The following is a 20,934-nucleotide window of genomic DNA, read 5'->3' on the forward strand; positions in this document are numbered from 1 at the left end:
ACGGGTGGGCCGCCTAGCCCACCATATAACCCCAGATTTCCTGACTGTCCTTGCGCACCAGACGCCGCTTCGTGCGCTTGGTCAGCAGCGGTTCGAGGCCTGCAGCGGCAAATGTCTCCCTTATTGCGGCCTGATCATTCGCAGACTGACGGTCGAAGGCATCCTGCAGCCTGTGCAAAAGATAAAAGCGATAGGGAATGACCACGCTGTCGATTTGCGTTTCGCGCCAGGTGAATGACGCAAAGCCCATGGCAGGCCGCGCCGTTTCCTGGTTGGCCGCATTGATATCAGCCTGTATCGGGTGGTTATCAAGCCATGCATTGGCGAATTCGATGTGCGCGTTGATCTCCGGCAGATAGTCCTCCGCAATGAAGCCAAGCAGGGCAACGAGGCTGTCCGGCAACGCAGTGCCCTCGAACAGTTCGTGGCCCGATTCCGCCTGGGCCCCGTCCACAAATGTCTCGGCCATATTCATCCGCTCGACCCAGCGGAACACGCGCGGTGCGGTTGTCTGCATCAGTTGCAAGGGCGCGGGATCGCGGCCGAGATGGGCATACATGGCGCCGATCAAACCATAATCGGCTAGTGTCGGATGACCGCCTAGCAGGAAGGGATAGCGGTCGAGATGCGTGTTCATCAGCGCGAGGAACCGGGCGTAGCTGTGCTCGATCTGGGCGTGGACATCTTCTTTCGCGCCCAGGGCAAGGGTGGCAGCGCGCATGCGGCCACTGGCCTGCAGGAAGGCTTTTTCTTCCGCCTCTGGCGGCAAGCCCGTCGGCAAGACATCGCGAAATGTGTCACGGATGAAGGGCAGGTTCACATCATCGAAATTCCACCGGTAGTGCATCGCCGGGCGCAACAAGCCCTGCGCTCCAAACAGTTCGAACAGATGTGCGATCACCAACAAGGCGGGTTGGTCGGGATAGAGGGGGTGCTTGCTGAATCCCTGGCTATCCAGGTGATCAATGATGTCGGCGCCGTCCTGGATGATGGCCCCGTCGGGGGTCTTGATCACCGGGATCATCCAGCGCCCGATCGCAGGTACGATCTGGCCCAGAAACTCTTCGCTCCCGGCTTTCACCTCTGTGAAGGGGACAGCGTTGATGCGCATGTAGGATCGCACCCGCGCGGTGTAGAGCGAGGCAGCCATGCCATAGAGCGTATAAGTGTCAGTCATTGCGGATTCCCGGGCGCAGGCCCCGTTGAGTTGCGGTTTTGGCATCCTTAGTTCTCGCATGCGCCTGGACAAGCCTTGGAATCGCCGGTGTTTATTTCCTGCCCGCAATTGCCTAGGCCAGAGCAATGAGTTCCACGACATCCTGGCGCTTCGCGATTGATCGTGGTGGTACCTTCACCGATGTCGTTGCGACTACGCCGGACGGGCAGATCGTCACGCACAAACTGCTCTCCGAAGATCCCGGTCGCTATGCCGACGCTGCCAGCGAAGGGGTGCGCCGCCTTCTTGCCGAACATGGCGAGGGGCCGATCACAGATGTCAGGATTGGCACTACGGTTGCCACCAATGCCTTGCTTGAACGCAAGGGCGAGCGCCTCGCGCTGGCCATAACTGCCGGCTTTGCCGATGCCTTGCGGATCGGGACGCAGGCCCGGCCCGAAATTTTCGCCCGCAATATCGTCTTGCCCGAACAATTGCCCGAACAGGTCATCGAGATCGGCGAGCGGGTCGGAGCCGATGGCGAAGTGTTGCACGAGCTTGACCATGGGGCTGCGCGCGAACAGCTGGCGCAGCTGAAGGCCGCCGGTTTCGATGCGCTTGCCATAGTATTGTTGCATGGCTGGAAATATCCCGAGCATGAGCAGCAGGTTGCCGCCATCGCGAGGGACCTCGGCTTCGCACAAGTCAGCGTCAGTCACGAGGTGTCTCCGCTGATCAAGTTGGTTCCGCGCGGCGATACGACTGTGGTCGACGCTTATCTGTCACCCGTGATCCGCCGGTATATCGACGGATTGCAAGCCAACCTGCCCGGCCAGTCACGCCTGTCCTTCATGCAATCCAATGGCGGGTTGGCCGAAGCGCATGCCTTTCGCGGCAAAGACGCCATCCTTTCCGGCCCGGCGGGCGGCGTGGTAGGCATGGTCGCGGCATCTGCTCCGCTTGGCCATAATCACGTGATCGGTTTCGACATGGGCGGGACAAGCACCGATGTCGCCCATTATGCCGGCGAATACGAGCTGACCGCAGAGGAAGTGATCGCCGGTGTCCGGGTCGCTGCGCCAGCGATGCAGATTCATACCGTGGCGGCGGGTGGCGGATCGATCTGTCGTTTCGACGGACGACGGTTCCGGGTCGGCCCGGAAAGCGCCGGGGCGAATCCTGGACCTGCTTGTTACGGCAAAGGCGGGCCGCTGGCGGTGACGGATTGCAATTTGTTCTTGGGAAGGATCGATCCGGCATTCTTCCCCCATGTCTTCGGCGATGACGGGCAGCAACCGCTTGATCCGGCGGCATCGGAGGCGCGCCTGAAGGAAATCGCCGCTTCGCTCGATGAACCGATGGCGCTGGAGGCGATCGCAGAGGGGTTCCTCGCGATCGCAGTCGACAACATGGCCAACGCGATCCGTAAGGTCAGTGTCGCGCGTGGCCATGACGTAACTGAATATGCCTTGGCCTGTTTCGGTGGTGCAGGTGGACAACATGCTGCGCGCGTGGCTGATCAATTGGGGATCGAAACGGTTCTGGTCCACCCGCTCGCCAGCGTCCTGTCAGCCTATGGTATCGGTCTTGCTCCGGTGAAGGCCATTCGGGAACGGAGCCTGGTCCAGCCTCTGGAGAGTGACTTCTCAGCGCAACTGGCTGAGCTCGAAGCTGCCGCGCGAACTGCTCTGCTGGAGCAAGCTATCCCGGACGACGCGATCCGGTTAATCCCGCGCGCGCGCCTGAGGTTCGAAGGCAGCGACAGCACGCTGACGCTCGACTGCACCGATGGGCTCGCGATGGATGCCGCCTTCCGTGCGGGCCATCGCACACGTTTCGGCTATAGCGATGATACAGCACCGATCATCGTCGAAGCGTTGAGCGTGGAGGCCACCGGCATTGTAGGCGGTTTGGCGGGGATGCAGGCACGGCCCAGCCATTCGGGTGAAGTCCCGACCGGCAGCTGGACCGCGATCGAGCGTGCGGACCTGACCGTTGGCCAGATGCTCGCGGGGCCTGCACTAGTGATCGACAGCGGCTCCACTACCGTCGTGGAGGAGGGCTGGCAGGCGCAGCTTGCCGAAGAGGGGAGCCTGGTTCTGACCCGCGCAGTGGCCCGGCCGAGCCAGAGGGCAAGCGGCGTTGAAGTCGATCCGATCCGGCTCGAGATCTTCAACAACCAGTTCATGACCATCGCCGAGGAAATGGGCGTGGTCCTCCAATCGACAGCGACTTCGGTGAATATCAAGGAGCGGCTCGATTTCTCCTGCGCGCTGTTCGATGCCGAAGGCGCGCTGATCGCCAATGCGCCGCATATCCCGGTTCATCTTGGCAGTATGGGGGATTCGATCAGGCGTGTCCTTGAGACGCGTGGGCCCGGGGCAGATGGTAACCCGCTGGATGGTCGCGGGTTGAAACGCGGCGATGCCTATGTCCTGAACGATCCCTATCGCGGGGGAACCCATCTTCCCGACATCACAGTCATCGTGCCGGTATTCTACGGGGCGGAGAGCACGCGACCGGACGCTTTCGTCGCAGCCCGTGGCCACCATGCCGATATTGGCGGAATTGCGCCGGGCTCCATGCCACCCGAAAGCAAGACAATCGAAGAAGAAGGCGTGCTGCTCGACAATTTGTTGCTGGTTGACGAAGGGCGCTTCTGCGAGGCCGGGATTCGCGCCGCGCTGGCTGGCGGCGCGTGGCCAGCGCGCAAGCCGGACCGCAATCTGTCCGATCTGCGCGCCCAGATCGCGGCCTGCACGCGGGGTAAGGAATTGCTGGTGCAGGCAGCCCGGGAACAGGGCGCCGATGTGATCGCCGCCTATATGGGCCACGTGCTCGCCAATGCGGAGGAGTCGGTCCGGCGCCTCCTCGACCGGCTGGAGGATGGCGCCTTCACCTATGCGATGGACAATGGCGCGCAGGTGCATGTCGCAATCACCATTGATCGATCCGGACGATCAGCGGTGTTCGATTTTACCGGCACCAGCGCCCAGCAAACCAACAATTTCAATGCCCCGCGCTCGATCACGCGTGCTGCCGCGCTATATGTCGTGCGGACCCTGATCGATGATGCAATCCCGATGAATGACGGGTGCTTGCGCCCGATCGAGCTGGTGGTACCAGACGGCTCGATGCTCAATCCCGTGCCGCCAGCGGCTGTGGTGGCGGGCAATGTCGAAACCAGCCAGGTGGTCACCGATGCCCTGTTTGCAGCGACCGGAGAGCTGGCCCCGTCGCAAGGCACGATGAACAATTTCACCTTCGGCAATGACGAATACCAATATTACGAAACCATCTCCGGGGGATCGGGAGCCGGTCCCGATCATGACGGCACCAGCGCGGTCCAGACCCATATGACCAACAGCCGCCTGACCGACCCCGAAATTTTCGAAAGCCGCCTTCCTGTCCGGCTTGACCGTTTTGCCATCCGGGCAGGATCGGGCGGCGCAGGGCAATTCTCTGGCGGAGATGGCGTGGAGCGCAAAGTGACGTTCTTGCAGGCGATGCGGGCCAATATTCTGGCGAACCGGCGCGAGGTCGCTCCGCGCGGGATTGGCGGCGGGGGCAATGCCTTGCCCGGCCGCAATTGGGTCGAGCGGGCAGACGGCTCGCGCGAAGATTTGAGCGGTACCGCGTCGGCTGACATGCAACCCGGGGATGCATTCGTGATACAGACGCCGGGCGGGGGCGGGTTCGGGACAATGCCGGACTAGAGATTTCAGGGGGACGGGATGATCAATTATTGGCCGCTGGCCGGAATCGCGATTGTCGTGATCGGATTTGCATTGCGGTTCAATCCGTTGCTGGTCGTTGTGGTGGCGGCGGTGGCCACCGGCTTGCTTGGCGGGCTCGATGTGGTTGCCGTGATCGAAGCGCTGGGCAAGGCCTTTAACGACAACCGTTATATCAGCGTGACCTGGATCATCCTGCCGGTGATCGGATTGCTGGAACGGCACGGCTTGCAACAGCGCGCCCGCGCCATGATCGAAGGGGTGCGCGGGGCCACGATGGGGCGGTTGCTGGTGCTCTATCTGCTGTTCCGCCAGGTCACCGCGGCATTGGGCATGAAGGACATTGGCGGCCATCCGCAAACGGTGCGGCCGCTGGTGGCGCCAATGGCCGAAGCTGCCGCGCTGAAGAGCCATGGTGACCTGTCGGAGGCCGAGCGCGAGCAAGTCAAAGGCATGTCGGCCGCGACAGACAATGTTGGCCTGTTTTTTGGCGAAGACATCTTCTTCGCGATTGCATCGATCCTGCTGATCCAGGGAGTTTTCGAAAGCTACGGCTATCCGCTCACGCCGCTACAATTATCGGTCTGGGCGATACCGACGGCGATCTGCGCCTTTATCATTCATGGGGGCCGTCTGCTGGCATTTGACCGCAAATTGGGCGTGAAGGCGCCGGAGGTGCGGCCATGATCACGCTGGACTGGCTCTATGTCCTTGCTGGCATCGTCTTCGCGATCTGGGCGTTCGCCAGCCTGCGCGATGCGAGCAATGGCAAACGGTTTGGCAATGCCGCGTTCTGGGGCTTGCTTGCGGTCAGTTTCTTTTTCGGCGGGGCAATGAGTGACCTGGCCAACGGAATACTCGTCCTCGCTTTGGTCGGCATTGCGGGAACCGGACAGCTCGGGCGCAGCGATCCCCCCACCACCACTCTCGAAGAGCGACTGGGGTTCTCCCAGAGGTTCGGCAACAAGCTGTTTCTGCCTGCTCTGATCATTCCGCTGACGGCAGTCGTCGGGACGGTACTCTACAATTACACACCTTTGGGCGAGACCGGTCTGTTCGAGGAACGGCGCGAGACTCTGATCCTGTTCGGCATCGGAGTGTTGCTCGCCCTGGCGGCCTGCATGGTCTGGCTCAGGCCGCCGCTACTCGCTCCGGTCGAGGAGGGGCGTCGCCTGATGGACTCGATCGGCTGGGCGGCTGTCCTGCCGCAAATGCTTGCGGCCCTGGGCGGTGTTTTCGCGCTGGCAGGGGTGGGTAACATCATTGGCGAGATCGCGGGCGGGGTTATTCCCGAGGGCAGCATCTTTGTCGCGGTGGTGATCTTCTGCCTTGGCATGGCGCTTTTCACCATCATCATGGGCAATGCATTCGCTGCCTTCCCGGTGATGGCGGCAGCCATCGGTATTCCCGTGCTGGTGGAGCAATTCGAAGGCAATCCGGCGGTGATCGGGGCGGTCGGGATGCTGGCCGGGTTCTGCGGTACGTTGATGACGCCGATGGCGGCCAATTTTAACATCGTGCCGGCCGCGCTGCTCGAATTGAAAGACCAGTATGGCGTGATCCGGCAGCAGATTGGCACTGCAATCCCGCTATGGGTCTGCAATGTGGTGATCATCTATGTTGCGGGGTTCCTGCTATGGAGCTGACCGAGGACATTGCTCGCAACTTTGCGCGCATTGCACTGGGCCATGTGGCGCGCGAGTATCCCAACAAGCTGGACCATGTGATGGCCAGCAATGCCGACGCGCAGACGCCGCGGGCACTGCATCCATGCTTTTTTGGCAGCTATGACTGGCATTCCTGCGTCCATGGCTGGTGGACCTTGCTGACACTGCGGCGGCTCTATCCCGACATGCCAGAGGCAGCGGACATCACGCAATCGGCCGAGGCCACCTTCACAACCCAGAAGCTCGCCGTCGAGGCCGCGTATCTTGACCGTCCTGAATCGCGCGGTTTCGAACGGCCCTATGGCTGGGGCTGGCTGCTCTTTCTGCATCACGAGGCAAGCCGCCATGCTGATTGCGAATGGGCAGCGCGGATGGGGCCGCTCGCGCGCAAATTCGCCACCATGCTGCGCGGCTATCTCGAGGTGCTGACCTATCCGATTACGGTGGGCACGCATTTCAACACGGCGTTCGCACTGGTGCTGGCGCGCGAGTGGGCAGTCGCGCGCGATCCAGAGTTGGTCGACGCCATCGATAGCTGGAGCTTGCGGGTATTCTCCGACCGGGCCGACTATCGCGGGTGGGAGCCGGGTGGAGACGAATTTCTCTCTCCTGCGCTGATGGCGGCGCTGCTGATGCGGCGCGTGATGCCACAGGACGAATTTCGCGCGTGGTATCGCGCATTCATGCCTGCCGGGCGGATGGAAGAAATGTTCTCTCCCGCCGATGTCTCTGATCGCAGCGACGGCAAGATCGCCCATCTCGACGGACTCAATCTCAGCCGGGCCTGGTGCTTGCGGGAAATATCAGCAGGGATGGGCGAGGCCGAGGGAAGCGGTCCCATGCAGGAGATGGGCCGGCGCCATCTGGATGCGGCAATGCCCCATGTTGCAGGGGACTATATGGGCGAACATTGGCTCGCCAGCTTCGCCCTGTTGGCCCTGCTGGCACCGCATTGACGCATCCATACAATCGGATTTTCCGGCATGACCTAGAATACGAGGTCAGGAGGGCATGATGATCGGATCGATGGCATGCATGCTGGTGATAGGGGCTATGGCTTGCATGGTCTCCATGCCGTTTGCAGCCCGGAGCCAGGATCAGGCTAGCGATCCATTCGCAGCCGATACGCTATCATCCGAGCCGCCAGTCCGGGTGGAGATGCGCACGACCGCGCCGCTCCGTGTGCGCTTGTCCGAAGACCTTGAACCTGACGATGCGGCAGCGATCCGGTCAGTTATCGATGCCAGACCTGGCTGGGAAATTGGCGCCCGCCCACACTACGAAATCGTGCCGAACCCCGAATTTTTCGAGCACATCCTGCTGGTGCCGATCAAAGGCATGACGGATGACACGTTGAGTGCGTTCGACCCCGCGCTCCAAAAGCTGGGGCCGATGTCGGTCGAGGATATCTTCGAATATTACGCAGAACCGTCGCATGAAGCTCGCGCCTGGGCCTCCAATGTGCCGCAGCCGATTGATCTTGGCTTCGCGTCCCATCCAGATTTTCTCCCGGCCTTGGGGCAGAATCTTGACCGGTTCTATCGCCGCAAGGCCTTGCTCGCGCTCGAAAGCAGCCGTGGCTACGGTAACGGCAGCGCCGTCTGCATCAGTGTAGAGACCCCGCTGGATGATACTTGCCCCATGCCAGGGCCGGATGGCTGGAATACAGTCCCGGTCGACCGGCCTGCCTATTTTACGGTGCGTTCGAATTCTGCCCGCCTGGATTCTTTCATTACCGTCGTGATGATTACGCCCAATGGCGAGATTGTCCCTGTCCTTGCGCAGCCAGCACGCGCCCAGCGATACGGCTATTTCGATCCGGAGGAACAATCGAGATACTTGTTTGCGGACAATCTGGACGCGCCCGTGAGCCTCGGCCAGCCAGGGCGATATGATGTGCTGACGATTGTCAGCGATGAACCCATCGACCCGCGCATTTGGCGATTGCGCCAAGGAATGGGTGCCCATGGCGAGTTCTGCCGAAATGGACTGGAGCGAAACTTGTGCCGGGCGATGATCGGATCGAATCTCGCCAGCGAGTATAGTGGTTCTGCCAATATCGCGCGGCAAATTTTGTGGGCGACGGCCTATCGCGGCGGGACTGGCTACGTAACCAATGGCACCTTGGCGGAACTCGGTGTATCGCGCTGGCAGGCCCAATTGTTCACACCCCGCGGTCGCTCTCCGTTGGGAAGGTCGGGCCGTCGCGGGCCGGGTCTTGTGTGGCTCTACAACTTCGAGAAATCGCACAAATGTGGTGGCAGCTATCTGGGTGACGGCTTTGTACTGACAGCGGCGCACTGCGTCTCGAAAGCGGGGATGAAAGACTTGTATGTTCGCCTCGGCACCCGCAACATCACGACGGGAGGCAACAGTTTCGCGGTCCAGTCGATAGCCGTTCACAACCGGTCCAAATGGAGTAGCCAGCGTGCCGATGTTGCACTGATCAAGCTGCGTCCTTCGCGGCGGCTGGCAACGCTGCAACAGCAAGGTAAGCTGGCTGCGATTCCGATTGCGCAAGGACGGATGAGTGCGCTGCCGCGGGGGAGTACGGTGACCGTAACCGGCTGGGGGCTGACCGGTGCAATTGCGCCTGGCGGTGATGCGATGCTGGACCAAGAAGGCAACGCCCAGCGCAACCCTCGTCACCTGCTCAAGGCCAATCTTTCCGTAAGGCCGACCAGCGAATGCACGGCCTTTTCCTCCTATCGCTTCTTTTCGGCCGGAGAGGTCGTGTGTGCCGGGTCAGGCACCGCTGGCCGTGATGCCTGCTTTGGCGATAGCGGAGGGCCGTTGACACGGTCGGTTCGCGGTCGAAGGGTCCTGGTCGGGATTGTCTCGGCGGGCATTGGCTGCGGACAGGACAATACGCCGGGCGTCTATATGCGTGCGAGCCGGTTCACCGGCTGGGTCAATCGCGCGAAGAGCAAGCTTCGCCGGGTGCAATCGGGCTTTCACGTCGTCTCCTGAGACGCAAAAGCGGCGCCCCGCCCGATAGCGAGGCGCCGCCAGTTTTGGTTCAATGGAACCTAGTTGTCGCGGTCAGGCGGGCCGGTCCGCTCGACATCTTCGACTTCCATCGATTCCATGGCTTCAGGCTCGGGCGCTGCTTCCATCGCCTCACCTTCCATAGCTTCGCCCTCCATGGCTTCACCTTCCATGGCGGTTTCTTCAGCGGCCGTGTCCTCGGCAGCGGATTCTTCCGCAGGCGGGTTGCAAGCCGCCAGCAGCAGTCCGGCTGCGATAGGCGCGGCCAGCTTCAGGTGTGATGTCTTCATTACGTTTCTCCTCCAGTTCCAAACCGACCCTACACGAAACCCAGACGGGCCACCAATTCCCGATACGGCCCTGTGGAACGAACCGGCTCCAGCAGCGGATCGAGATAGAGCTGCACCAGGCCGCTATCGCGCAAGCGGACGGCATCGGCCATCGCTGCCAATGCCGCCTCTTGCTCGCCCCATTGGGCGTATATCTGCAGATATTGGTAATTGCTCTTGTCGCCGTATTCGGCCTTGAGCGCGTCGAGATGCGCCTGGGCCGCTTCGCGGTTGCCGAGCCGGTGTTCGGCGATGGCGCCGCCGGTTTTCTGCCACACGAAGAACGGGTCTTCGGCGAAAGAGTCGCGGGCAGCCTCGTCTTGTCCCAATTCCAGTTGGGCCAGTCCCACGCCGTAATGATAGCTGGAAAGGCCGTCGCGAATGGCCTTGGCTTCGGCGAAATGCTCGATCGCCTTTTCGGGTTCGCCGCTGCCATAGGCGATATCGCCCTTGAACTTGAAGACCCGGGCGTTGAGCGGATCCAGACTGACGGCCCGCTCGATAGCTTCAGTTGCTGCGGCTGCATTGTCGAGACGTGACTGGAAAATGGCATAGCGACTGAGGATATCAGCGTCGCCCGCACCCAGTTCGTAAGAACGCTGATAAGGTTCCTGTGCGCCCTTGATATCGAGCTTGCCGGTCGACCTGACATAACCCAGGACCGAATGCCCATCGGCATATTCAGGTGCAATCCTGACGGCTTCCAGCGCTGCTTTTTCTGCCGCACCGAACACGGTGTCTCGCTGGTCCGGCGCAGCATAGAGGTTGCCGATCAATGCCAGCGCCCGGCTCTTGCTGGCATGGGCCGCAGCGTAGTCCGGGTCGATCGCGATCGCGTTGTCGAACATCGTTACCGACCTGCGATCGCTGCTTTCGTCGATGCCGGCATCGTAGAGCTCGCGCGCCTGCAAGTAGATTTCATAGGCCGCAACGCTTTCGGTTCCGCCGACCTGTTCGCCGGTGTTGCGCCCCTCTATCTCTGCGGTCAGCTCGCCGATAACGGCAGATGCGATCGCGCCCTGGATTTCGAAAATGCCGTCAACGGCCCGGTCATAGCTTAGCTGCCGCGCGGTGAATCCGGTGTTGCCGTCGGTAAGCGAGGCGGTAACGCGCAATTGGTCACCGTCCCTGCGAACGTCTCCATTGAGCAGAAAGGCGACCTTGAGCTTGTCGGCGATGTCGGTTGCGCTGACACCACTATCGCGAAAACTGCTGGAGGAGGCCTTGGCCGCCACTTTGAGCAAGGGATTGCGCGCGAGGCGCGAGCGGATTTCGGCGGCCAGTCCATCTGCGAAATAGGCCTGGTCCTTCCCGCTTCCGATGGTTTCGAATGGCAGCACGGCAATGCTGTTGCTGCGCGCGCCGCCGATTAACCCACCTTGCCATGCTGCGAGGCCCCCGGCACCGGCAAGCAAGGCCGCGCCGCCACCGATTGCCCAGCGACGGTTGATCGCGAATGACCCGGTGCTCGCAGTTGGCGGCAAAGTCGTCGAGGGTGCGGCAGGGCGTGTTTGGTCCTGGCCGTCACCACCTGCGACCATGTTGCGCACGGAATCGATCAGGCGGGCAATGGCATCTTCGTTGAACGGGCCAGCCTGGTCGGCCACGGTTATGCACTGGAACTGGCGAAAGCCCAGTGGGGGCTCAGTACCATCGATGGAGACCGGCACCAGGCAGCCGCGATCCCGGCCCCTGGTCGCTTCGTCATGGACCCAGTGGGATTTGACCGAGGTCGCAGACCACAGCACGACCACGGCGCGGGCACTTTCCAGGTTTTGCTCGGTCACATCGCCATAACGGGCGCCGCCATCGAGCAGGCCATCCCACCATACGGTGATCCCGGCGGCCTCGAGCCGGTCGATTATTGCACGCGCGGCGTCCTGATCCCCGCGCGAGTAGCTCACGAAGGCCATAGGTCGATTGGCGTCGGCATCACTCATAAACAGCTGTCCATGCTCTTATGCAGCCCACACATCGGCCCGACCCTGACCTGTATGATGCTGATTGCGCGTGAATACCTAACATCGGCGCGGCTGTCGAATAGGATGGAAGCGACTGTGGACGCCACCTGCGGTCATGCGCTTGTCGATAGGAGCGGTTGCGGTTACGCTCCGGCCCAATTGCGGGGGATCAAGGGCCAGTGCGAATTGCGCATCAATTACCAGGGCGTGGACGATGAGCGCGCCCCCGCTGCCGCAACCCTGTTTTGTGATCGGTGTGACCGGCCACCGCGCAAGCCACGCTTCCTTCCCGCAAGATACAAGTGAACTCGACCAGGTTCTGGCGCAAATTTTTGACCGGATCGATGCCGCCTTGGTTGAGGTAACGTCGCCGGATGGCGAACCCTGCGCCTGCAGCGTTACGCTGGTGACACTGCTGGCGGATGGGACCGATCACTGCGCGGCTGAGTTGGCACTGGCGCGCGAATGGCAATTGGTCACGCCGCTCCCGTTCGGACGCAGGTTGAACACCGCGATCAACGCCGGGCCGCAATCGCCCGCAGATGCGCGCGCCATTCTTGACGGCAAACCGGTGGCTGACGAAGCAACGGCGGGCCGGGTCGCGGCAATCGAGAGCCTCGCGGCGAAGGCCAGAGTGTTCGAACTTGCCGACCAGGATGCCGCCGTGAAAGAAAGCTTCCTCGCTGCGATAGGCCAACCGCAAGACATCAAGGCGGTGACAACATTCGAACATGTGTCATCCCGCCGGGCGGCCCTCGCCGGTACCGTGCTGATCGAGCAATCCGACCTGATTGTCGCGGTCTGGGACGGTCAGTCGACCGATCCTGTCGGCGGGACCGGCCATACAGTTGCCGAGGCGCTGGCGAAAGGTTCGCCGGTTTTGTGGATCAACCCTGAAAACCCTCCGCACTGGCGCATTTTGCGCGCGCCGGAATCCCTGCATGGCAGGCACGGGGACGAAAAAGCGGATCAATCGCTCGAGCATGTTGTCGCCAGTGCAGTTTCCTTGCAGGCACCGGAGGCCAAAGGGCGCTTCGCCGGGATCGCGACGATTGGTGCGCAATGCTGGAGAGACCAAAGCGGCTTGGCCAGTCACGCGTTTCGCAGGATCGAGTCCGTTTTTGGCGAACGCAGATTCTCCGCCCGCTTTGCGTCGCTCCGTCAACAATACGAATTGCCGTCACAGATCGGCGCTGGCAGTCACAAGGGGCTGGTCGATGCCATCACGGCCTTGCCGGCGGGTGACAAGGCATTGCCGGGCAAGGTCGAAAGCGAAGTCTTGCGCCGGTTCGCCTGGACCGATGCGATTTCGGCGAGCCTGTCCGACCGATATCGATCCGGCATGGTCATCAATTTCCTGCTTGGTGCAGCGGCGATTATTGTCGGCACCTTGTACCTGCCCCTTGTCGACGTGACTCAAAAGTGGATTTTCGCCGCGTTGGAGCTGCTGCTCCTGCTCGCGATCGTCGCCAATACGGCGAATGGTTTGCGCGCGCGGCTGCATGGAAGATGGTTCGAAACCCGCCGTGCGGCAGAATATCTGCGCCATAGCCCGATGATGGTGGCTCTGGGCATTGCTCGGCCGACAGGGGTCTGGCCGCAAGGGGTGAAGAGCTGGTGGCCGGAATGGTACGTGCGCCATTCCCTGCGCGGCATCGGCCTGCCCGAGGCCCAAGTGGACCGGGCATATCTACGCGCGATCCTTGCCATGATGCGCGACCTGCATGTCGATCCCCAGCGCAGCTATCACCGGGGCAAGGCCGAACGGCTCAACCGGGTGCATCACGGGCTGGATCACCTTTCCGAATTGTCCTTCGCTGCTGCAATTGGTGTGGTGAGCCTGTATCTCGCGCTCGCCGCGCTTGCCCATTTCGGCCAGATTGATGCGGTATGGCTGGGCAAAGCGGCCAAGTGGTTCACGGTCGCAGCTGTGGCCCTGCCCACGATAGGCGGCGCGATTGCCGCGATCCGATACTATGGTGACTTTGAAAGGTTTGCCGAAATTTCCGAAGTCACTGCCGAGAAACTGGACCATGTGGCGGAGCGCGTCGGGTTGCTCCTGGATGCACCGCATGACAGCCTCGATTTTGGTGCCGTGGCCCGCATCATGCACGATACAGACGAAATTGTGTTCAGCGAGATCCAGAACTGGCAGGCTGTGTTTAGTGGGAAGAGGACAACGATTCCGGCATGATTGCAGCCTTTCTCATATCCTTCGTTCTGATCGCGCTGACGATTGCCATTCATTACGAAGCGCTACGGCTCACCTCGAGCTGGGTCGTCGACTTGCCGGTTTACCCGCGCGCCCGGATCATCGTGGTGCTTGCGGTTGGCATGATTTCGCACTGTATCCACGTGCTGATTTACGCCGTCGCCTTCATGTGGATGATCGAACAGGGCGATTTCGGCACCATTGGCGGGATCGAGACGCTGACCTTTGCCGATGCGTTCTATTTTTCGATCACATCCTACACCACGCTAGGGATTGGCGACCTGTTTCCGGAAGGCGCAATCCGGCTGGTGTCGGGGATCGAGGCGTTGAACGGGCTTGTATTGGTCGGTTGGACAGCGTCCTTCACCTACCTGAAAATGGAACGCTACTGGCGCGTGCCCGAAGAAACGGCCCGCGACGAGGTCGGCTCGGTCAAAGACGACTAGAGCGCCCGTTTGGGTTGTCACTCAGGGCATTTGCCAGACACCCATGCCCTCGTCATCACGGACGATCACCCCGTCCATTCCCACCGGTTCTACTTCGCCATGGGTTAGCATCGCGATCATGGCGACGTCTGCGGCGGGGACCATGGCGAGTGTGCGTGCGCCTTCGGGCGTGCGGGCGACAATGGTGCCCATACGAGGGGCGCCATCGCGCTTGTAGTGCACGGTGTAGGTTTCGATCTGGGCGTGGCCGGCATAGGTTTTGTCGAGCATCGGCACTTCGCCGCGCGCGGTATCGGCTTCTGCATTGAAGTCGAATTCCTGCGGGAAGCTCACGCCAGCAATCGGATCGCTGCCCAGCACAATGGTGTGGCTGTGGGTGGCATAGCCGCCATTGGCGAAAAGCAGCCCCATTCCGCCGGCCTCGCGCAGCTTGTCGACCATGCAGGCGATGGAATGGCTCATGTAATTGCCGATCGGTCCGCCGCCGAAGGTCAATCCGCCAAACACGGTCATCGGCTTATCAAGCGGCCAGCCGACGATGCGCCTCGCCATCTTGGGCACGCAGGGGAAGCAGGAATAGAGCTCGACATGATCGAGGTCTTTCGCAGTCACCCCGTTCAATTCCATCGCCTTGCGGATCGAGACTTCCATGCCCGGTGACGCGGCATAGGTGTTGCGGGCCAGGATACTGTCGGGCTCGAAGGCGCTGGCACCCGCACCAATATGGATAATCTTGCTCTGCGGCACGCCGCGCTTGTGGGCCTCTGCCAGGCTGGTAACGATAAAGCCTGCCCCCTGGTTCACCGCTGAATTGGCGACCTGGAACTTGGTGTAGGGGAAGGCAATCGGCCGGTTATCTGGTCCGGCCTCGACGATCTCTGGCGCGGGTTTGGGCTGGCGAATCCAGGCCGCTTCATTGGCCGCGGCGACATGGGAGAACCCCTCCCAGATCGCGCCGCTTTCCGCCTGTCCTTCGGCCAGCGTTTGGCCCTGCGCGGCGCGAAAGGCATTTTCATAGAGCGGATAGACATCGACCGGCACGACCAGCCCATAGCTCTGGGCGTAGCCGACCTTGGCCCGGTGCGCGGCATTGCGCATGGGATCGTGCTTCTTCGACTTTTCGCTTGGTGCTTGCGCGGCGGCCTTCAGCTTGGCCAGTCCGCCCGCCGTGCGCAGCGCTTCCGCGCCTGTCACCGCACAGATAACCGCTTCCCCTGCTCCAATCCGGTTGGCCGCCTGATTCAGCAGCCGCACCGGATTATCCCCATGCGGAGTGGTTTCCTCCAGATGTGCGGGTGCCATGCCCAATGCATCGGCGACCATTTGCGCAACAGGATTGATCTGCGGCCAGCCGATCTGCCCGATCACACCGAGTGATTGGCAATCCGCCAGCCAGCCACCGCCCGCATCCGCGTCAGCGTGGCGCAAAGCCTCTGCCATCAGCGCGGTGGGATCCAGTCCCTCACGGGGGTCTTCAGGCCGGTCATTAATCTGGCCGACGCCGATAATCACCGGGATACGAGCAGGGTCATTCGCCATCAAAAACGCCTCAAGCCATTGTCAGATACCGGCGGCTTAGACGGGTGCGACCGGCGCTGGAAGCCCCGTTTCTGACAGGCAATTTTCGCGCAGCGTGTCGAGATCGGGGCCGAAGTCGAACAGTTTTTGCTCACCGCGAGTTTCGCGCATTTCGCTGCGCAGTTTCTCAGTGCCAGCGGTGTCGATTTTGCCATCCTCATCGGCCACCACGCCATACCGCAATGCGCCATTCGCAGTGACGAGGCCCTGCCGGATTTCGAGGCCGACCAGCTCGGGATCACGCTCCAGCGGATCACCCCAGCCACCGCCGCCCCAGGTGATGAAGTGCAGCAGATCGCCTTCCTCCACCTCGAGCCCGTCCTTCTTGTTCGCGACCACCGTCTTGCTGCCATCAGGCTTTTCAATGATCTTGGTCGCTCGTTCGCCCGGATCACCGCCATTGACGCCCCAAGGATAGGTGAACCAGCGGTCATCATGGATGGCGACCGTGCCTGGCTCCAGGAAGCGATAAGTCATCAAGATGCCATTGCCGCCCCGGTGCAGGCCCGCGCCGCCGCTATCAGCCAGCGCTTCGTATCGTTCGATCCGCAGCGGGAAGTATTTCTCCAGGAATTCGTTCGGCACATTGGTGAAGCCCGGCCATAGCGAATGCCCGTCCGGCCCGTCGCCCAGCGGGCGGCCCGGAATGCCGCCAAAGCCGATCTGGAACAATTGGAACCACTCGCCCTGCTTGTCATTGCCGGAATACATCAAATGCGGGCTGGAACTGAAGCCAGCGGCATTGAGGAATTCGGGCGTACCCTGGCCCAGCAATCCGCCCAGAATATCGAAGATCCGGCCCAGCGCATGGGTCCGACCGGCGAGCGGCGCAGGATATTTTGGCTTGAGCAAAGATCCTTCGGGGATGCGAACATCGATCAAGTCGTAGAACCCGTCATTGAACATGATCTGCGGGTCGAAGACCATGATCATATAGATGCCGTAGAACATCTTGAACATGTTCTCATTGAGGTAGAAATTGATCGACGCTTTTGATTGGGGATCAGTGCCGTCAAAATCTAGGATGACCGTGTCGCCCTCGCGCCACATCGTGCATTTGATCTTGTAAGGGCCGTATCCGATCCCATCATCGCAGATGTAATCCTCGAAGCTCACCGGCTCGGTGCCGACAGCCTGCGAAAGCAGCGCCTTCATCGCGCGGTGGTTGCGCTCCAGCAGCAGGTCGGTCGCGCTGGTGAACACGTCTTCGCCAAACCGGTCGCACATCTCGTCCACCCGGCGCGCCGCCACGCGGCATGATGCGATCAGTGCGTTGAGATCGGCGGCGCACCAATCTGCCTTGCGGCTCTGGTGCAGCGCCAGTTTGACGAGATCCTCATTGTATTCGCCTTTGCGGTAGATCTTCACCGGCGGGATCCGCACGCCTTCTTCGAACACGCTGGCGCTGTCGATCGGGATCGACCCGGCGACTTTGCCGCCAATATCTGATTGGTGCCCAAACATCGCGGTCCAGGCGATCAGGCGGCCACTGCGGAACACCGGCAGCAGCACGAGCCAGTCATTATTGTGACTGACCGCGCCCTCGCAGGAATAGGGGTCGGACAGGAAAATCATGTCGCCATCTTCCAGCTCGCCGTCCCATGCGCGCAGGAAGCCATCGATGAAGCTGCCGAATTGGCCGACAATCATCTTGCCGTTGCGGTCTGCAATCAGCGGGAAAGCATCGCCCTGTTCGCGGATACCGGGGCTCATTGCCGTACGCACAAGCGTCGCGTCCATCTCAATCCGGGCGTTCTTCAGCGCGTTCTCGATGATGTCGAGTGTGACCGGATCGATTTCGGCTTTGCCGAACGGTGTGGTGTTGGTTTCGATGATACGGGCGGGCATTATGCAGCCTCCCCTTCCAGAGTAATCAGCAGATTGCCTTTCGCGTCGACACGCGCCTGGCAGCCAAGATGGACCAGTGTGGTGGAATCCATTTCCGTGACGATGGCGGGGCCCGGGATAATGTCACCCGCCCGCAGCCTGGCGCGGTCATAAATCACCGCATCGCGCATCTCCCCATCCATATAGAGTTGATGATCTCGCAGTTTGGCAGCCGAGGGATCGCCATTACCCTCCGGGATAGTCTCGGCGCTGACATTGGCCGGCTTGCCGAGCGCGACCGCGCGGATGTTGACGATTTCATGCGCGGTGTCGGGCAGGTTGAAGGTGAAGAGCCGCTTGTGCTCCGCATCGAACCGCTCGACCAGATCGGCAATGGTACTGCCGGGCGGGAAGGGCAGGGGCACCTCGAAAGCCTGGCCCGAATAGCGGATATCGACTTCGATCTGGCTGGTCTGATCAGCAGGATCGACGCCTTCCTCGGCCAATTCGTTTCGCACTTGCGCCGTGATTTCGTCGATCACCGCCTGCACTGCGGCATCATCGGTATCAGGCACGAGCGTGTTAAAGCTACGCTGTGTTTCCACCCGCTGCCGGGTGGTCGCATCACCATAAGCGCACAGAACGCCGGGGCTGGGCGGGATAATCACCGGCCAGCTGTTCATCAGCTTGCCCATCGCATTGGCATGCAGCGGACCGGCCCCGCCAAAGCCCATCAGTGCAAAATCACGCGGGTCATAGCCTTGCTGGACGGAAACCAGCCGCAGCGCGCCAAACATGTTCTCGTTGACGATATCGATGATACCAGCCGCCGCCTCCATCAGCGTGACGCCCAGCGCATCGGCAATGGTCTGCACGGCCTTGGTCGCGCCCTCACGGTCAAGATTGAAACTGCCACCCAGCAATGCTTCGGGCAAATATCCCAGCACCACATTGGCATCGGTAACGGTCGGCAATTCGCCACCTTTGCCGTAGGCCACGGGGCCGGGCACTGCGCCTGCGCTTTCGGGGCCAACCCGCAACGCCTTGGTCAGTTCAGGTACAAAGGCGATGGAACCTCCGCCAGCGCCAACAGTCTTAACATCGATCGACGAAGCACGGACATTCAGGTCTCCCACGCTTGTCTCGCGCTGAAGCCGGGCGGAGCCTTTCTCGATCAGTGCCACATCGGTGGAGGTGCCGCCCATATCGAGGGTGAGAACATTCTCGACGCCAGCGTTGCTGGCAATCCATTCGGCACCTGCAACACCGCCAGCTGGGCCGGACATCAGTAGGTTCACAGGTGCGGCGGCACTCTTCTCGGCGCTCATCAAGCCGCCATCGGAACGGAGCAGGTTGAGCTTTGCCGAGGACCCCCATTCCTGGATCTGGGTGTTCAGATTGTTGACGTAGCGGGCGACAGTGGGCCGCACGCCGCTGTTGGCGACGGTAGTGAGCGCGCGCTCATATTCCTGCATTTCGGGCAGGATATCGACCGAAAGCGAAATCGGAATGTCCGGGAATATCTCCGCGCAAATCTCACCGACCCGGCGTTCATGTGCGCCATTGGCGTAGGAATTGATCAGGCACACGGTCAGCGCTTCGATCTCTTCGGTGGCTTTCAATTTCTCGAGTCGCTGGCGCAGGGTTGCTTCATCAAGATCGCGCACGGTGTCGCCTTTGGCACCCATCCTCTCGGGTGCTTCGATGGTGCATTCCAGCGGCGCCATCGGCTCCGGCTTGGGCCAGACAATCCATGCGGCCAGACCACCTGGCACCAGGCTTCGGGCGATCTGCAATATGTGGCGATAGCCCTCGGTGACGACCAGGCCCACGCGGGCGATCTTCTTTTCCAGCACGGCATTGGTGGCGACGGTGGTTCCGTGGAGGAACAGCGAGAGATCGCCGGGTGATACGCCTTCCCGCTCGCACAGCCCGCGCGCGCCATCGATCACGGCGCGACCGGGGTCGTCCGGAGTGGACGGGACCTTGTCGCGATGGGTGTGCCCGCTGGTTTCGTCGATCAGCAGCAAGTCGGTAAATGTTCCCCCGACGTCCACGCCAAGCCGATATGCCATAGCCTCTCCGTTCTTTCTGTTCTGTCAGGCCGCGCGAGCGACCAATGATGGTAATTCGCGGCCCAATATGTCCGCAAACCAATGGTTGGTTTTGATGGTTCCCTCCAGGTCGAGCCCGTGCCCGATCCCGGATTGCCCCATCAGGTAGATCAAGTCTTCGGTGGCGATGTTGCCGGTGGCGTTGGGAGCAAAAGGGCAACCGCCCAATCCGCCCAACGAGCAGTCAAAGGTGCGCACGCCGGCACCATAAGCCGCCCAGGCATTGGCGATGCCGGTATTGCGTGTGTCATGAAAATGCGCCCGCATCGGGATCTTGCCGCAAAGCAAGTCGCCGAGCCTCCCGAACAATTCCTCGACCTGCGCGGGCACGCCTACGCCGATCGTATCAGCCAATGCGATTTCGCTTGGCTCCTCGGCTGCCATTTCCTCGGCGATAGCGAGGATCGTCTCCGGCTTCACTTCGCCTTCGAACGGACAGCCAAATGCGGCAGAGATGGTGACTTGCGCGGCCAGACCTTCTTCCTTCGCGAAGCGGATCATGGCGCGGTTCTCGGCGATGCCTTCCGCGATGGTCTGGCCCTGGTTCTTTTGACCGAATGTATCGCTGCCCACCAGCACACAGCCCGCTTCGTCAATGCCCCGCTTGCCGCCTTCGCGTGTGGCCAATCCACGCATGATGCCGCGCTTGTTCAGGCACAGGCCGATATAAGCGACGTCGGCACGGTCAGGCAGGCTGGCAATCACATCTTCCGCATCTGCCATCTGCGGCACGCGCTTTGGGTGGACGAAGCTGGCGACCTCAAGCCGGCGCGCGCCATAGCCGATCATCCGCTCGATCATCGCCAGTTTGTCGGCTGTCCCGATGATATCCGGCTCGTTCTGCAGCCCGTCGCGCGGGCCCACTTCGACGATGGAAACCTGATCAGCGGACATCAAAACAAACCTCGGGCTAGCGGGGATG

At 61.4% G+C, this 20,934-nt stretch carries 14 protein-coding genes; 7 read left to right on the forward strand and 7 right to left on the reverse strand.

Features of this window, described 5'->3' with window-relative positions; all coding sequences use genetic code 11:
* Positions 1-13: 13 nt before the first annotated feature.
* On the reverse strand, positions 14-1,177 hold the full coding sequence (locus tag ABD653_RS11815; protein ID WP_160778858.1) for a glutathione S-transferase family protein: 1,164 nt from the start codon (positions 1,175-1,177) through the stop codon (positions 14-16).
* Positions 1,178-1,302: 125 nt separating this feature from the next.
* Here ABD653_RS11815 and ABD653_RS11820 point away from each other — a divergent pair, with 125 nt between their 5' ends.
* The 5 genes from ABD653_RS11820 (at position 1,303) to ABD653_RS11840 (ending at position 9,527) form a co-directional block, all read left to right on the forward strand.
* Positions 1,303-4,872, forward strand: a complete 3,570-nt coding sequence (locus ABD653_RS11820) for a hydantoinase B/oxoprolinase family protein (protein WP_160778859.1) — start codon at positions 1,303-1,305, stop codon at positions 4,870-4,872.
* Between the two features lie 18 nt (positions 4,873-4,890).
* The gene (locus ABD653_RS11825; protein WP_160778860.1) at positions 4,891-5,577 is read left to right on the forward strand and encodes a DUF969 domain-containing protein; all 687 of its coding nucleotides are present in this window, start codon (positions 4,891-4,893) and stop codon (positions 5,575-5,577) included.
* Complete coding sequence (locus ABD653_RS11830) at positions 5,574-6,536, forward strand: DUF979 domain-containing protein (protein WP_160778861.1); 963 nt, start codon at positions 5,574-5,576, stop codon at positions 6,534-6,536. The genes ABD653_RS11825 and ABD653_RS11830 overlap by 4 nt, the downstream gene beginning before the upstream one ends.
* Positions 6,527-7,513 carry a DUF2891 domain-containing protein gene (locus ABD653_RS11835; protein ID WP_160778862.1) on the forward strand — a complete coding sequence of 329 codons (987 nt, stop codon included), beginning with the start codon at positions 6,527-6,529 and terminating at the stop codon, positions 7,511-7,513. Before ABD653_RS11830 ends, ABD653_RS11835 begins: the two co-directional genes overlap by 10 nt.
* 115 nt (positions 7,514-7,628) lie before the next feature.
* Positions 7,629-9,527, forward strand: a complete 1,899-nt coding sequence (locus ABD653_RS11840) for a serine protease (protein WP_344705481.1) — start codon at positions 7,629-7,631, stop codon at positions 9,525-9,527.
* 59 nt (positions 9,528-9,586) lie between these two features.
* Here the strand turns inward: ABD653_RS11840 and ABD653_RS11845 are convergent, their stop codons facing one another.
* Both ABD653_RS11845 and ABD653_RS11850 read right to left on the reverse strand, forming a co-directional pair.
* Entirely contained in the window at positions 9,587-9,835 is a 249-nt protein-coding gene (locus tag ABD653_RS11845; RefSeq protein WP_160778864.1) for a hypothetical protein, read from the reverse strand.
* Positions 9,836-9,864: 29 nt separating this feature from the next.
* The gene (locus ABD653_RS11850; protein WP_160778865.1) at positions 9,865-11,814 is read right to left on the reverse strand and encodes a TIR domain-containing protein; all 1,950 of its coding nucleotides are present in this window, start codon (positions 11,812-11,814) and stop codon (positions 9,865-9,867) included.
* A 235-nt stretch (positions 11,815-12,049) separates the two neighbouring features.
* On the opposite strand from ABD653_RS11850, the gene ABD653_RS11855 reads away from it, so the two are divergent.
* Together ABD653_RS11855 and ABD653_RS11860 are read left to right on the forward strand one after the other, a co-directional pair.
* The gene (locus ABD653_RS11855; RefSeq protein ID WP_160778866.1) at positions 12,050-14,029 is read left to right on the forward strand and encodes a hypothetical protein; all 1,980 of its coding nucleotides are present in this window, start codon (positions 12,050-12,052) and stop codon (positions 14,027-14,029) included.
* On the forward strand, positions 14,026-14,493 hold the full coding sequence (locus ABD653_RS11860) for a potassium channel family protein (protein WP_160778867.1): 468 nt from the start codon (positions 14,026-14,028) through the stop codon (positions 14,491-14,493). Before ABD653_RS11855 ends, ABD653_RS11860 begins: the two co-directional genes overlap by 4 nt.
* 21 nt (positions 14,494-14,514) lie before the next feature.
* Here ABD653_RS11860 and ABD653_RS11865 read toward each other — a convergent pair whose 3' ends face one another.
* Genes ABD653_RS11865 through ABD653_RS11880 form a run of 4 tightly spaced genes read right to left on the reverse strand, consistent with a single transcriptional unit; the run spans position 14,515 to position 20,906 of the window.
* A complete protein-coding gene (locus ABD653_RS11865; protein ID WP_160778868.1) occupies positions 14,515-16,032 on the reverse strand; it encodes an acetyl-CoA acetyltransferase in 1,518 nt (505 codons plus the stop codon).
* Positions 16,033-16,068: 36 nt separating this feature from the next.
* Positions 16,069-17,919 (reverse strand): hydantoinase B/oxoprolinase family protein, encoded by a 1,851-nt coding sequence (locus ABD653_RS11870; protein WP_160778869.1) that lies wholly within the window; start codon positions 17,917-17,919, stop codon positions 16,069-16,071.
* On the reverse strand, positions 17,919-19,973 hold the full coding sequence (locus ABD653_RS11875; protein ID WP_160778870.1) for a hydantoinase/oxoprolinase family protein: 2,055 nt from the start codon (positions 19,971-19,973) through the stop codon (positions 17,919-17,921). Before ABD653_RS11875 ends, ABD653_RS11870 begins: the two co-directional genes overlap by 1 nt.
* Before the next feature lie 24 nt (positions 19,974-19,997).
* Positions 19,998-20,906: a hydroxymethylglutaryl-CoA lyase gene (locus ABD653_RS11880; RefSeq protein WP_160778871.1), complete on the reverse strand. Its 909-nt coding sequence runs from the start codon at positions 20,904-20,906 to the stop codon at positions 19,998-20,000.
* Between the last annotated feature and the right edge of the window lie 28 nt (positions 20,907-20,934).

The sequence above is a fragment of the Parerythrobacter jejuensis genome (assembly GCF_039536765.1).
GTDB classification, from domain to species: Bacteria; Pseudomonadota; Alphaproteobacteria; order Sphingomonadales; family Sphingomonadaceae; genus Parerythrobacter; species Parerythrobacter jejuensis.